Origin of the sequence: Pseudomonas sp. GD04015 (assembly GCF_029837675.1) — a bacterium.
Classification (GTDB): Bacteria; Pseudomonadota; Gammaproteobacteria; order Pseudomonadales; family Pseudomonadaceae; genus Aquipseudomonas; species Aquipseudomonas paralcaligenes.
On sequence record NZ_JAOEEE010000016.1, the window covers coordinates 1 to 13,313 of the forward strand.

The window sequence follows — 13,313 nt, forward strand, 5'->3', positions numbered from 1 at the left end:
GTTCGCTCGGTGCCCCTCCGCCCCCAAGGCGCCAGCCCATATCTGAACGGACCATCCCGGACGCTTCGTGAAGCCCCGTTTCATCGCCATCGCAGGGCGGCTGCGGACCCGAATAGCGGGTGGCAGGTGGCCTCCGTAGCATTTTGAGCCAGGCACCGCCGAGGGGCGTTCGGGGTTCCGTCACGCTCAGCTAAGCAGCCCAGCCAACGCTAAATAACAAGAAAGGCAGATATGACAATGGCGATTTCCAGGTCCTCGCTCACAGGTACTTGTCTGGCGGCATGTGTATTGTCCATGACCCACTCGGTGGGCGCGTACGCGGTTCAGGCCAGGGACTACATCCCGTTGCCGGACGGCACGGCGGCAATACAGTTCCTGCATACTTACGGTACCGGCAACGAGCTGTATTCGCGCGGCCACAAGGTGTCGGATGACTTCGACCTGAGCAGCAACATCAACGTGTTGCTGCCGGTCTATTACTCGACCCTGTTCGGCATGCCGGCCGTCTATGAGGCCATCATTCCGTTTGGCCGCGCCAGCGCCAGTGGCGATGCCGTCGCCGCCGTCGATGCGCAGTACAAGCGCAGCTCGGGGCTGGCGGACCCCAGTTTCCTGGTGGGGTTCTGGCCGATCCATGACGAGGCCTCGAAGACCTGGTTTGGCGTCAGTGGCTGGGTGACTGCGCCGCTGGGCGAATACGACGGGGACAATATCGTCAACCTGGGGCGCAATCAGTGGGCGTTCAAGGCCCAGGTGGGACTGGTCAAGGGCTTCGGCGATTTCCGCGCCGAGGTGATTCCCTCGGTGGAGTTCTATTCGCGCAACAATGACCTCGGCGGGAACGGCGGCACCCTGAAGCGCAAACCGCTTTACGCCGTGGAAACCCACTTCAGCTATGACGTGAACCCGTCGTTGCTGGTGTCTCTGGACGCGTTCCACTTCCGTGGCGGCGCGACCGAGGTGTCCGGGGCGACCTGGGATCGCCGCCTCGACTCCACGTCCGTGCAGCTGACCTCGCGTTTCGCCCTGGCCCCCAACCAGTTCCTGCACGTGCAATACCTGCAGGACGTTCGCGTCAAGGAAGGCCCGAAGATCGATAACCGTTTCAGCGTCCAGTTCACGCACGCCTTCTGACCCGGCCACCGGCCGCGGCAGGTGAAGAAACGTCACGATGTCATTGGGTGAAAACCGATCATGAAGAATTCCAGGCTACTCGTATTGGGCTTGCTGCTCGTGCTGCTGGGCAGCTTCGCCGCTTCGCGCCTCCAGTCGGGCAACGGCGCGATAGAGGTCGTCGATGTGGTGATCGCCGGCAAGAACGGCGCCCGCCTCAGCGCGCTGATGTTCATTCCCAAGGGTGTCAGTGATCGCGCGCCGGCACCGGCGGTGGTGATCGCCCACGGCTATGTGAACCAGAAGGAGGTCATGACCAATTTCAGCCTCGAGTTCGCCAGGCGGGGCTACGTGGTGCTGGCTCCCGACCTGTCCGGCCATGGCGGCTCGCAGGTCATTCCCGGGGACGGCAGCAGGGGCGTCGGCGATATGCTGCGCTATGTCCATGGCCTGCCATTCGTCGACCGCAACAACGTCGGCCTGCTCGGGCATTCCATGGGCGGCTGGTCGGTGATCACCGCAGCCCTGGAAAACCGTGGCATGGCCAGGACCGTGGTGGCGGCGGGATCGTCCCAGGGGGGCCACGAGGCCGGGTTCATGCTCGGCGCGCCGACCATCCCGATGGATGCGGGCTTCAACTTCGGCGTCGAGTTCGGCAAGTACGACGAGTTCGTGGGGATCAACTACTTCGACCGCAAGAGGGCGGCCGACTTCGTCGACAGCCACTGGCTGAAGGGACCGTTCGGCACGGAGGAGCGGGTCGTGCTGGGCCGGGCCTATGGCGACTTCGCCAATGGCACGGGGCGCATCGCCACCCAGTCGGCCGAGACCCATGCGGGGGTACACCAGTCCGGTACGGCCATCGCCAACGTCCTGCGCATGTTCCAGCTGTCTTCGCCGGCCCCGTTGGCAATGGACCCGCTGGACCAGGTGTGGCCCTACAAGGAGGCCGCCAGCCTGGTGGCCTATGTCGGCCTGATCCTGTTCATGCTGGGCCTGCTGATCCGGCTGCTGGCGACGGCGCCGTTCGCGGCCATCGTCCAGCCGGCCAGCGCCCGGAAGGCGCAGTCGCCGCTGGTGTACCTCGCCTGCTCGGTGCTCGTGGTCACGGCGGTGGCGCTGCTGCTGGTACCGCTGCAGATGTGGGCGATGCATCACCTGGGCGTCAGCGAGACCTTCCCCCTGATGTTCGCCAATACCTCGATCGTCTATTTCGGTGCGATCCAGGCGGGGTTCCTCGGCCTGTTCGTCCTCTGGCACTTCCTGGTCGGCCGCAAGCGTGGCGAGACATTGCTGAGCTACGGGCTGTCCACCCATCCCACGGCCATGGCGTTCAGCTGGCGCTACCTGGCCAGGGCGCTGGCGCTGGCGGCGATCACGGTGGCGGGCGGCTATGCGCTCCTGGCCTGGGTCTACGGCTTCTGGCACGTGGACGTACGCTGGTGGATGCTGCTGATCAGGCCGATGGAGCCCCATCGCTTGGTCACCGCGCTCGTCTATGTCATCCCCTTCACCGCGATCTTCTTCGTCAACAACCTGCTGGCGTTCGGCTGGCTGCGCCTGAAGGATTTCGGCAGCGACCTGCGCAACAATCTGTTCTGGACGCTGGCGCTGTTCGTGGTGAATGCCCTGGGGGCGGTACTGGTCATCGCCGCGCAGATGGGGTCCCTGTATCTCACCGGCCAGCCCTACATCGGCGAGGTGGGCTACGACACCCTGATGGTCATCCTGGGCAACGGCTACCTGCCGCTGTTCGCCGTGACCAGCGTGGTGTCGACCTACTGCTACCGACGCACGGGCAATGTCTACACCGGCTCGCTGCTGTGCGGCCTGCTGGCCACCTGGATGATCGTCTGCTACCAGCCGTACTGAGGCACCGTGACAAGGCCGGCCCTGGCGACAGGGCCGGCCTTGTCGTTTCAGCGACAGCGCTCAGGCGGCGTCGTGCCCGGACGGCAGGAAGATCCTCGCATGCATGCCCTTGCCGAACAGGCGACTGGGCGGCAGGCCCCACATGGAGCAGAAATAGTTGCTGTAGTGGGGCAGGTCGGAGAATCCCGCGTTCAGCGCCGCCTCCGTGAAGTTCTCGCCCCGCCCGATCGAGATCACGGACTCGTACATCCGGTGCCAGAGACGGAAGCGGCGAATGGGCACGCCCGTCTGCAGCTTGAACAACTGCACCAGCCTGGGCACCGACAGTTCCGTCATCTCGGCCAGCGCCGCCACGGGCAGGTTCTCCTGAAAGCTCTGCCTGATGCGCGCGACCACGTGGCTGATACGCCCATCAATGGCCGAGGCGGCATCACCGTTCGCGTAGCCGTATTCGAGCAGGCGATCCAGGCGCCGATAGGCATCGTCGGAGCCGGCCGGCTGGTTGTACAGGGAGCTGAACTGGTCCCTGAAGTCCGCTTCGTCGCGCAGCTCGATACCGACACCCTCGGACTCGTCCCGCAGGCAGCCGCTGATGCGCAGGTAGTCCTCTCCCAGGACATCCAGGTGGCAGATGGCGACCACCTCGCTGCGGGCGTCGATCGTCACGCACAACCCTGCCGGAATCACGAAGCTGTGGCAGCGCACGACGCGCTTGCCGGCGCTGAAGCAGATCGCGTCGCCCAGGCTGACCACCAGGGTGGCGGCACCGTAGGCCACCTGGACCAGCGCGGGCAGCGGTCCGAGGAACAGGGTGCGCTTGCTCCAGGGATACATGAGCGCGTCTTTGAGGTGGCGGTGATAGGCATGCATCTGCGTTGACTGTCCTGGCGGAAGCGGTCGTGTCTGGAATGTACCCCACGTGGCTGGTGGCCAGTAGCCATCTGCGGCTGTTTTGCCGCCATCTGGGAGTGGATCATCAAAAATTACAATCTCTGTTTTTCCCCGCCGGGTAAGGTGGCGCCGCAAGGGCGATGGCGGTTGCCGCCGGCCGAACAACAAGAAGAACCATGCGGGTATTTTCATGACTTTCAGCCGTCCCCGGCCTGACCCCAGGTCGCGCCGCACGCCCCGGCAGCATAGTTCGATGATGACCGTCGATGCCATTCTGGAAGCCGCCGCCATCCTGTTCGCCCGCGATGGATTCGAGAAGACCAGCACCACCCGGATCGCCGAGCTGGCGGGTGTCAGCGTCGGTTCGCTGTACGAGTATTTCTCCAACAAGGACGCCTTGCTGGCCTGCCTGATCAAGCGCCACTGCGATCGGATGCTGGAGCATGTCGAGCAGCGGCTGCGGGCATCGCAGGATTGCGAGGTGATGACCGCGCTGGCGGTTTTCGTCGACTCGATCCACGAAAGCTACGCGATGAACATTCCTCTGCAGCGGGTGCTGATCGAGCACCTGGGCAGGCTCAGCAAGCCGCATCACTTCGAGCGCGTCTCCGGCGCGCTGATCAGCGTGCTGGAAGAGCATCTGCATGAGTGCGGGCAGGCGGTGCCCCGGCCCGATGTGCGCCAGGCGCTGTATGTCGTCGAATGCATCGTCGAGTCGCTGATCCACCGTTCGATCCTGTTCGATCCGCACTTCTTCCACGACAAGCTCAGGGACGAACTGCTGACCGTGTCTGCCAACTGCCTCGGGCTGCCCGCGGAGCGGGACTGAACCGGTAGGGCCATCCCCACGGCGCCGCCCATCGACGATGCCGCGTTTCAGACCTTCAGCTTGTCGACCTGGCCGTGCAGGCGGTGGGAGAGTTCGAGCAGCTCGGTGCAGGATTGGCGGGTCTGCTGCAGCGCGTCGACGCCGACGATGGTCGCATCGTGGATGCGGGTGATGCTGCGGTTGATCTCTTCCGCGGTGGCCGCCTGCTGCTCCGCCGCGCTGGCGATCTGCAGGGTCATCTGGTTGACGGTCGTCACCGAATCGATGATCTGCTCCAGCGCCTGGCCGGCGCGGGCCGAGTCCTGTACCGGCCGTTCCGCGGCGTCGACGTTGGCCGAGAGCTGCTCGGTCGCCCGGCGCGCGCCATGCTGCACGCGCTCGATGATTTCCTTGATCTCCAGGGTCGATGCCTGGGTGCGCATGGCCAGGGTGCGCACCTCGTCGGCCACCACGGCGAAGCCCCGGCCATGCTCGCCGGCCCTGGCCGCCTCGATGGCGGCGTTGAGGGCCAGCAGGTTGGTCTGTTCGGCGATCGACGTGATGACATCCAGCACCCTCTCGACCCTGGCGGAGTCCCCCGCCAGTTGCTCGACGACGGAGGCGCTGCCGGCCAGCGCGCGGGTGAGGTCCTGGATCGAGCCGATCGTCGCCTTCACGACTTCGTGCCCATGGATGGCCTGCTGTTCGGCCGTCTGCGTGGCGGTGGCGGCCGTCGAGGTGTTCTGGGCCACCTCCTGCACCGTCGCCACCATCTGGCTCATGGCGGTCGCCAGGCTGTCCGTCTCGCCTTGCTGGTTCTCCATGCCCTGCCTGGCCTGGGACGTGATCGCCTCAAGCCTGTCGCTGGTCGCCGAGACGTGGTTGCTGGCCTCGGCCATGCCGCAGGTTATCTGGTGCGCGGCCTGCATCAGGTGGTTGAAGCTCTCGGACATCCGGGTCAGCTCGTCGTCACCCGTGACCGGCAGGCGCAGGCTCAGGTCGGTCACGCCCCGGGTGGCGCCGGCCAGCGCGCCCGCGGTGTCGGCCAATGGCCGCACGATGCTGCTGGCGAACAGCCAGGCGAGGAGGCCGATGGCCGCCAGGGCCAGGCCGGCGGCGATGGCCGGGCCGACCAGCACCTGGTTGACGATGTCCCGGACGTCCTGCGGGTGGAGACCGCTGACCAGCACCCAGCCCCAGGGCGCGAACAGGCGGGCCTCCGAAACCTTGTGCTCGGCCACGGTCGAGCCCGGGCGCGGGAAGGAATATTCGACGAGGGTGCTGCCGTGTTCCCTGACGCCGCTGATGATGTCGCGGACGAACAGCCGGCCTTCGGCGTCCTTGAAGTCGAAGACCTCCCTGCCGTTCAGGTTGGGGGAGGTGGGGTGCATCACCACCACGTGATCGAGGTTGGTCACCCACAGGTAGTGGTCGCCCAGGTAACGGATGGTGCCGATCACCTCGGCAGCCTGCTGCTTGGCCTCGGTGAGGCTTATCTGCCCGAGCCGGACCTGCCGCTCGTAGTGCTCCAGGATGTTGGAGGCGGTATTGAGCGCCGTCGCCACGCCCGCCATCTTTTCCTGGTACAGGCTCCGCTGCAGCACGCTGCTGAACCACAGGCTCAGGATCACCAGAAGCATGGCCATGGCGCTGACCAGCAGGGTCACCCGGGTACTGATGCGGAGGTTTCTCAGTGCTGACATCGGAGGCCTCTTTCTTGTTTTTGTTGATTGGCAGACCCGTATCCCGGGTCTGCCCTTCGGCCGATTGCGGTTGGCACTGAAATTCTAGGAAGTCTCCCCCTGAGCCTGCTATTCGGATTGTGCCGGTGGCGGTGTATGGCCCTTGTAGATGTGCTTGACCAGCGGCCCGATGGACAGGCCCTGCAGCAGGATCGACACCAGCACCACGATGTAGGTCAGGGTCAGCAGCAGGTCGCGCTCCGGGCCCAGCGGCAGGGACAGCGCCAGCGCCACCGAGACGCCGCCGCGCAGGCCGCCCCAGGCCAGGATGCGGATGGTGCCCAGCGGCGCCGGGTGGCCGAGCCGGCGCAGCAGGAAGATCGGCGGTGCCACGGTGACCAGGCGCGAGGCGAGCACGGCGGCGCCGAGCAGGCAGGCCGCGCCGATGTGCAGCCAGGAGAACGGCAACAGCAGCAGCTCCAGGCCGATCAGGGCGAACAGCAGGGCGTTGAGGATTTCGTCGATCAGCTCCCAGAACTTGTCGATGTAGCGCCGGGTCTCGTCGGACATGATGTGCTGGCGGCCGTAGTTGCCGATGATCAGGCCGGCCACCACCATGGCGATCGGGCCGGACACGTGCAGCGCCCTGGCCAGCGCCGCGCCGCCGAACACCAGGGCGATGGTCAGCATCACCTCCACCTGGTACTGGTCGATGCCGCGCATCATCAACAGGGTCGCGCCACCGATGGCCATGCCGAACAGCACGCCGCCGATGGCCTCCTTGGCGAACATCCAGCTCACCTCGCCGAAGGTCGGCGTGTGGCCGCTGAGCAGGATCGCCAGGAGGATGCTGAACACCACCACGGCGGTGCCGTCGTTGAACAGCGACTCGCCGACGATGGTGGTCGCCAGCGGCTTGGGCGCGCCGGCGGACTTGAGGATGCCCATCACCGCGATGGGGTCGGTCGGCGAGATCAGCGCGCCGAACAGCAGGCAGTAGAGCAGGGGAATCTGCCAGCCCATCAGGTCGAAGATGAACCAGGCCAGGCCGCCGATGATGGCGGTCGCCAGCAGCACGCCGAAGGTGGCCAGCAGGCCGATCGGCCACTTGTAGCTGCGCAGGTCGTTGAGGTTGACGTGCAGCGCGCCGGCGAACAGCAGGGCCGGGAGGAACCAGGTCATGAGGATTTCGGAGAAGTCGATGTCGCGGATCAGCCGCTGCATCTCCAGCTCCAGCACCGGGAAGCCGGCCAGGCTGACCACCTGCAGCAGGGCCGAGAAGACCAGCGCGGTGGCCATCACGCCGATGGTCGGGGGCAGCCTGATGAACCGGTAGTTCACGTAGGTGAGCAGGGTGGTCAGGCTGATGAAGGCGGCGACGAGGTTGAGCATCGGCGGGCTCCTGAAAAACGGGGCGGGCATCATCGCTTCCCGCACCCGCATCGGACAAGCCGAAACGCCCCGTGCCGGCCGGCCCGGCGGCCAGCCTGTGTGCCGGCTCACACTGCCCGGCCCCGCTGTGGCGGGGCAGGCGAGCCGGCGTGCGCCGCGGCCGTCAGCGCGTGCGCCGGGCCATCCAGCGTCGGTACTGGCGGGTACGCGAGGCGTTGGCCAGCTGCTGCATGATCAGCGCGCGCAGCGGCGACACCCCGGGATTGGGTGTCTTGTCCAGGCTGAGCTTGCGCAGCTGGAACTTGACCACCGCCATGTTGGCCAGGGAGGCCAGGGTCTTGTTCTTCCAGGTGATGGGCGGCAGCTGCGGAGCGCTGTCCTTGCCCTGGCGCCAGTCGCGCGGCAGGTCCGGGTCGATGGCCAGGGCCGTGCCGATGCCGACCATGGCGACGCCGCTGTCGATCACCTGTTCGGCCACCGGCCGGCGGCGGATGCCGCCCGTGACCATCACCGGCATCGTCGCGACCCTCTGGATATCGCGGGCGAACTCCAGGAAGTAGGCCTCCCGCGCCAGGGTGCGGCCGTCGCGGGCCTCGCCCTGCATGGCCGGCGCCTCGTAGCTGCCGCCCGACAGCTCGACCAGATCGACGCCCTGGCCATTGAGCAGCCGTACCACCTGCTCGGCGTCCTCGGCGCTGAAGCCGCCGCGCTGGAAATCCGCGGAGTTGAGCTTGACGGCCACCGAGAACCCGGGGGAAACCTCGGCCCGTACGGCTTTGACGATCTCCAGCAGCAGGCGCGCCCGGTTCTCCAGGGCTCCGCCCCACTCGTCCGTCCGCCGGTTGGTCAGGGGCGACAGGAACTGGCTCAGCAGGTAGCCGTGGGCCGCGTGGATCTCCACGCCGGTGAAGCCGGCCAGTTCGCCGAGCCGGGCGGTGCGGGCGAAGCGGCGGATCACCTCATGGATGACTTCCGGCGTCATCGCATAGGGGGTGTTGAAGTGCTTCGACATCATGCCCAGGTCCAGCGGGATGGCCGAGGGCGCCCAGGTCTTCTGCCCGAGGTTGGCCTGCATCTGGCGGCCGGGGTGGTTGATCTGCAGCCAGAACTGCGCGCCTTTGGAGCGGCCGATCCGGGCCCAGCGCTTGAACTTCTCCAGCTGCCTGTCATCTTCCAGCACCACGCCGCCGGGGCCGGTCATGGCGCGGCCGTCGACCATCACGTTGCCGGTGATGATCAGCCCGGCACCGCCATCGGCCCAGGCCTGGTACAGGCGCATCAGCTTTTCGGATGGCGCCTGGTCGTCGTCGGCCATGTTCTCTTCCATGGCGGCCTTGGCGATACGGTTCGGCATGCGCGAGCCGTTGGGGAGGGTCAACTCGTCGAAAACGCCCATGAAGCACTACCTCGTGTGATGGTGGTGCGACCTTAAGATTAAAGTTTACTTGAATGTCAAGGGCTTCTTCGCGGCCCGGACGGCGGCATCCACGCGCCGGGGCGTGCCTCACTCGATGCGCAGTTCGCCCGACCCGGGCAGGCTGGTCACCAGGTCGGGGCCCAGCAGCCTGGCCGGGGTGTAGGCGCCGCCGGCCGGCCGCATCTGCATCAGGTAGCCGATCACCGCCAGCGCACCGGTGACGGTCAGGCTGTAGACATTGACCGTGCGCAGCCGGGCCACCTTGCGCTCGCCACGGGCATTGCGCGCCTCGCCCCAGACCCAGGTGCCCGACCCGGCGCGCTTGCCGTCGTCCGGCCCGGTGACCTTCCTGCCGATGCGGGCCTTCAGCTGCCGCTGTACCCAGGGCAGCCCCAGCAGCGGGCGGATCAGGTTGGCGAACCTGGCGCCGCGGATCATGCCCGGGGAGCCGGGCACGAACACCTCGATGTTGGGGATGCCGGTGGTGTGGTAGGCGGTGGAGACATCGCCCCACGGAATGGTCATGGCAGGCTTCTCGCCGTCGCCGAAGTCGATGCGGCGCACCCGGTAGGCCAGCGGCACCTGGACGATCCTGCCGTCGCGGCGCACCTTGCCGCCCTGCGCCAGCCCCTCGATGGAAGTCTTGGCGGTGCCGGGCGACATGCTGGAGCGGGTGTCGAAGCCCAGCGCCAGATGGGGCGCATCGGGCAGGGCGGCCTTGAGCGCGGCGGCCACGCAGTCGGTGGGGATCACGTCGAATCCCACGCCCGGGCAGACCACCACGCCGGCGGAGCGCGCAAGCTCGTTCAGCGTCTGGGCGTGCTCGAACACCGGGATTTCGCCGGTGATGTCCAGGTAATGGGCGCGGGCGCGCAGGCAGGCCTCCATCATCGGCGCCGCGGTGGTGGAGAAGGGGCCGGCGCAGTGCATCACCAGTTCGCAGCCCGCGAGCTGCGCGTCCAGCCGCGCCGCGTCGCCGAGGTCGAAGTGGCGCGCTTCGAGGCCGAGTTCGCCGGCCAGCGCCTCGACCTTGGCGCGACTGCGGCCGGCCAGCACCGGCCGGTAGCCGCGCCGCACCGCTTCGCGGGCGATCAGCTCGCCGGTGTAGCCGTACGCGCCGTAGATCATCCAGTTCATCTGCTTTTCCATGGGAGGCTCCTGCATGGCCAAGGGCGTGCCGCTGCCCGCCCGGGTAGGTGCCGGACGGTAACCTTGAAGTTAAATTCAATGTCAATGGCGTCCCCTGAGCCGGCACGGGCGCTCCGGGTGTGTCGTTCCCGGTCGTTCATCGCTGACACGAATCGCAATGAATAAAGCCCCAGGCATACGCTTGACCTTGAAGTTCAGTTCAACGTTAGGGTGCGCGCAGCTGGCCTCTCACGGGTGTGCCAGGGCGACGCAGACAACCTGGTTTCTGCTCGCATATCAGCCATAGCGCAAGCGGAGACAGAGAATGAAACTCGGAAATATTGCGGTGATCACGGGCGTGCTGCTGAGTGCCTTTGCAGCCTCCTCATGGGCGGAAGGCTCCCTCGAGGCCGCCCAGCTCGACGGCAGGACCAACCTCGGCGGCCGTGAAGTGAGTGTGGTGGCGGGCGGGCTGTACGACCGCTATGAGTCGAACCCGCCGCTGTCGGTGATCGCCGCCGAGGCTCCGGACATCGACCTGAGCTGGTTCCGGGAACTGAAGAAGACCAAGGTCGACATGGGCTTCGAGTCGTATTCGCCCAACTTCTACTACAAGAACAACCGGGTGACGGCGGTGTTCACGGCGGACATCGACAGGCTGAGGGAACTCATGCCCGCCGAGGTCCTGGAGCAGGTCCAGCCGCTTCAGGTGTGGCCGGGCCGGGGCCTGGTGGCGTTCACCGCCTACGCCTACGAATACTGCGACAACGACAGCTACAACGAGATCGCGCTGTCGATCGTCACCAACAAGCCCGGCAACTCCAACCTGGGGCCCGTCACCCTGGTCGGCCAGGCCATGTCCAAGGACTTCTGGGGCTACGTGCTCAAGCTGCCGGTGAACACGGAGCTGGCCGAAGTGCGGGGCGTGGTCGGCTACAACCTGCCGAAGTGGCTGACCGAGATCAACTACCGCGAGACCGACAAGTCGGTCGTCTTCGAGATCATCGACAAGGAGACGGGGAAGGTCGACGTCACCTTCGAGGGCGAGAAGCTCGACGACCTCTCGGACGAGATCGAGATGGTCACCAACAGCTTCACCAACATCGGCCACGACGGCGAACTGGCCTACGGCTATGCGATTTCGCGCCAGCAGAGCCATGCGTCGAGTTCGAGCGAGGAGGCGGTGAAGCTCACCCTGAACGACGGCAGCCTGTCCGCCTACATCGAGTCCCTGGATCTGGGGAAAATGATGAAGTACGAGTATGTGCCGGCATTCCAGAGCGCTCTGTATTCTCCGGAGCCCCTGAAGGCCATGCTGGAACGCGATTGAGTCCGCACGGATTCGAGGAAGCAGGTCAGGCCATGATGGCCTGACCTGATCGCGCTTCAGACCAGGGTCGAGCTTTCGCTCGTCGCCTTTTCCTCCTGCCCGTCTTCGCGAAAGCGGTTCAGCAGCCGTTGCGTGTTGTCGGCGCAGCGCATTCCCTCGGGCTTGGTCTCGATGCCTTCGATGACGATCAGCAGTTGCGCCTTGTTCTGCTCCAGGCGCTTCTGCAGCATTTCGATCTCGCCCACCTTGCGCTTGAGGCTCTCCAGCAGCTCGTCATGCCGCCAGGCATCGGAACTGACCGGCAGCAGGTTGCGGATCTCCTCCAGCGAGAAGCCGGCGTTCTGCGCGCCGGCGATGATCTCCAGAATCCACACCGCCTCGGGGCCGTAATCGCGGTAGCCGTTCGCCTTGCGCTCCACCGACCTGATCAGGCCGCTCGACTCGTAGAAGCGGATGCGCGAAGCCGTCAGGCCGCTGAGCTTCGCCAGTTCTCCGATTTTCATATCCCACACTCTCGAAAGGCGTTGACATTAAAGTTTACTTTAAACCTACAGTCGAAACGCGGCCAAGCACGAAAGCGCTTCGGGAAGCCCGGAGCGGATCGCCGGGGCCGTGGCGGATGGGCGGGGCGGGCAGCGATGCCTTCTGCGGCGTTCCCATCCAGACCCAGCGCAGGAGCGACCGCTCGGACCATGAGCGAAACACGATCAGGCAGAACGCTGTCGATCGTTTGTCTCCACATCACATAGGAGAAACGACTATGGGATACGTCACAACGCAGGACGGGGTTGAGATCTTCTACAAGGACTGGGGCCCACGCGACGCCCAGGCGATCTACTTCCACCACGGCTGGCCGCTCAGCGCCGACGACTGGGATGCGCAGATGCTCTTCTTCCTGGCGCAGGGGTTCCGGGTTATCGCTCACGATCGCCGCGGCCACGGGCGCTCCAGCCAGGTCTGGGACGGCCACGACATGGACCACTACGCCGACGATGTCGCCGCGGTCGTCGAGCACCTGGGCGCACAGAAGGCCATCCACGTCGGCCACTCCACTGGCGGCGGCGAAGTGGTCCGCTACATCGTGCGCCACCCGGAGGACCCCGTGCCCAAGGCGGTGATCATCAGCGCGGTGCCACCGCTGATGGTGAAGACCGAGAGCAACCCGGGCGGCCTGCCGAAGCAGGTGTTCGACGACCTCCAGGCCCAGCTCGCCGCCAACCGTGCGCAGTTCTACCACGACATTCCGGCGGGGCCGTTCTACGGCTACAACCGCCCGGGCGCCAAGCCATCGGAAGGGATCATCTGGAACTGGTGGCGGCAGGGCATGATGGGTGGCGCCAAGGCTCACTACGACGGCATCGTCGCCTTCTCCCAGACCGACTTCACCGACGACCTCAAGCGCATCACCATCCCCGTGCTGGTGATGCACGGCGACGACGACCAGATCGTCCCCCACGAGAACGCCGGCGTTCTGTCCGCGAAGCTGCTCGGCAACAGCACCCTGAAGATCTACCCGGGCTTCTCCCACGGCATGCCGACGGTCAACGCCGACACCATCAACAACGATCTGCTCGCGTTCGTGCGCAGTTGATTTTCGCGGGGGGCAGGGGCTCGCCCCTGGCCTCCGCTTTTTACCCGAACGCGTTCGGCTCGCTCCCCGGAAGCCATCATGCCGGCACC

Annotated in this window: 11 protein-coding genes; 5 read left to right on the forward strand and 6 right to left on the reverse strand. The window is 66.0% G+C overall.

From position 1 onward, the window contains the following. Positions 1 to 294 precede the first annotated feature (294 nt). Positions 295 to 1,134, forward strand: coding sequence for a transporter (locus N7640_RS14775; RefSeq protein WP_279902734.1), 840 nt, complete (start codon positions 295 to 297; stop codon positions 1,132 to 1,134). A gap of 60 nt (positions 1,135 to 1,194) precedes the next feature. Next, complete coding sequence (locus N7640_RS14780) at positions 1,195 to 2,985, forward strand: alpha/beta fold hydrolase (RefSeq protein ID WP_279902733.1); 1,791 nt, start codon at positions 1,195 to 1,197, stop codon at positions 2,983 to 2,985. 60 nt (positions 2,986 to 3,045) lie between these two features. Here N7640_RS14780 and N7640_RS14785 read toward each other — a convergent pair whose 3' ends face one another. Further along, the gene (locus N7640_RS14785) at positions 3,046 to 3,855 is read right to left on the reverse strand and encodes an AraC family transcriptional regulator (protein ID WP_279906206.1); all 810 of its coding nucleotides are present in this window, start codon (positions 3,853 to 3,855) and stop codon (positions 3,046 to 3,048) included. A 274-nt stretch (positions 3,856 to 4,129) separates the two neighbouring features. On the opposite strand from N7640_RS14785, the gene N7640_RS14790 reads away from it, so the two are divergent. Next, positions 4,130 to 4,705 carry a TetR/AcrR family transcriptional regulator gene (locus N7640_RS14790; protein ID WP_279902731.1) on the forward strand — a complete coding sequence of 192 codons (576 nt, stop codon included), beginning with the start codon at positions 4,130 to 4,132 and terminating at the stop codon, positions 4,703 to 4,705. Between the two features lie 47 nt (positions 4,706 to 4,752). On the opposite strand, the gene N7640_RS14795 is transcribed toward N7640_RS14790, so the two are convergent. From N7640_RS14795 to N7640_RS14810, 4 genes are all read right to left on the reverse strand, one after another. Continuing rightward, the gene (locus tag N7640_RS14795) at positions 4,753 to 6,387 is read right to left on the reverse strand and encodes a methyl-accepting chemotaxis protein (RefSeq protein WP_279902730.1); all 1,635 of its coding nucleotides are present in this window, start codon (positions 6,385 to 6,387) and stop codon (positions 4,753 to 4,755) included. Between the two features lie 108 nt (positions 6,388 to 6,495). After that, on the reverse strand, positions 6,496 to 7,758 hold the full coding sequence (locus tag N7640_RS14800; protein ID WP_220812021.1) for a sodium:proton antiporter: 1,263 nt from the start codon (positions 7,756 to 7,758) through the stop codon (positions 6,496 to 6,498). A gap of 163 nt (positions 7,759 to 7,921) precedes the next feature. After that, the gene (locus N7640_RS14805) at positions 7,922 to 9,154 is read right to left on the reverse strand and encodes an NADH:flavin oxidoreductase/NADH oxidase family protein (RefSeq protein WP_279902729.1); all 1,233 of its coding nucleotides are present in this window, start codon (positions 9,152 to 9,154) and stop codon (positions 7,922 to 7,924) included. Between the two features lie 108 nt (positions 9,155 to 9,262). After that, positions 9,263 to 10,324, reverse strand: a complete 1,062-nt coding sequence (locus N7640_RS14810; protein WP_279902728.1) for a saccharopine dehydrogenase NADP-binding domain-containing protein — start codon at positions 10,322 to 10,324, stop codon at positions 9,263 to 9,265. A 304-nt stretch (positions 10,325 to 10,628) separates the two neighbouring features. Between N7640_RS14810 and N7640_RS14815 the strand changes: the two genes are divergently transcribed. Next, positions 10,629 to 11,633, forward strand: coding sequence for an acetoacetate decarboxylase (ADC) (locus tag N7640_RS14815; protein ID WP_279902727.1), 1,005 nt, complete (start codon positions 10,629 to 10,631; stop codon positions 11,631 to 11,633). A gap of 56 nt (positions 11,634 to 11,689) precedes the next feature. Here N7640_RS14815 and N7640_RS14820 read toward each other — a convergent pair whose 3' ends face one another. Continuing rightward, positions 11,690 to 12,136, reverse strand: a complete 447-nt coding sequence (locus tag N7640_RS14820; RefSeq protein WP_279902726.1) for a MerR family transcriptional regulator — start codon at positions 12,134 to 12,136, stop codon at positions 11,690 to 11,692. A 257-nt stretch (positions 12,137 to 12,393) separates the two neighbouring features. Between N7640_RS14820 and N7640_RS14825 the strand changes: the two genes are divergently transcribed. Then, on the forward strand, positions 12,394 to 13,224 hold the full coding sequence (locus tag N7640_RS14825) for an alpha/beta hydrolase (protein WP_279902725.1): 831 nt from the start codon (positions 12,394 to 12,396) through the stop codon (positions 13,222 to 13,224). The last annotated feature ends 89 nt before the right edge of the window (positions 13,225 to 13,313 follow it).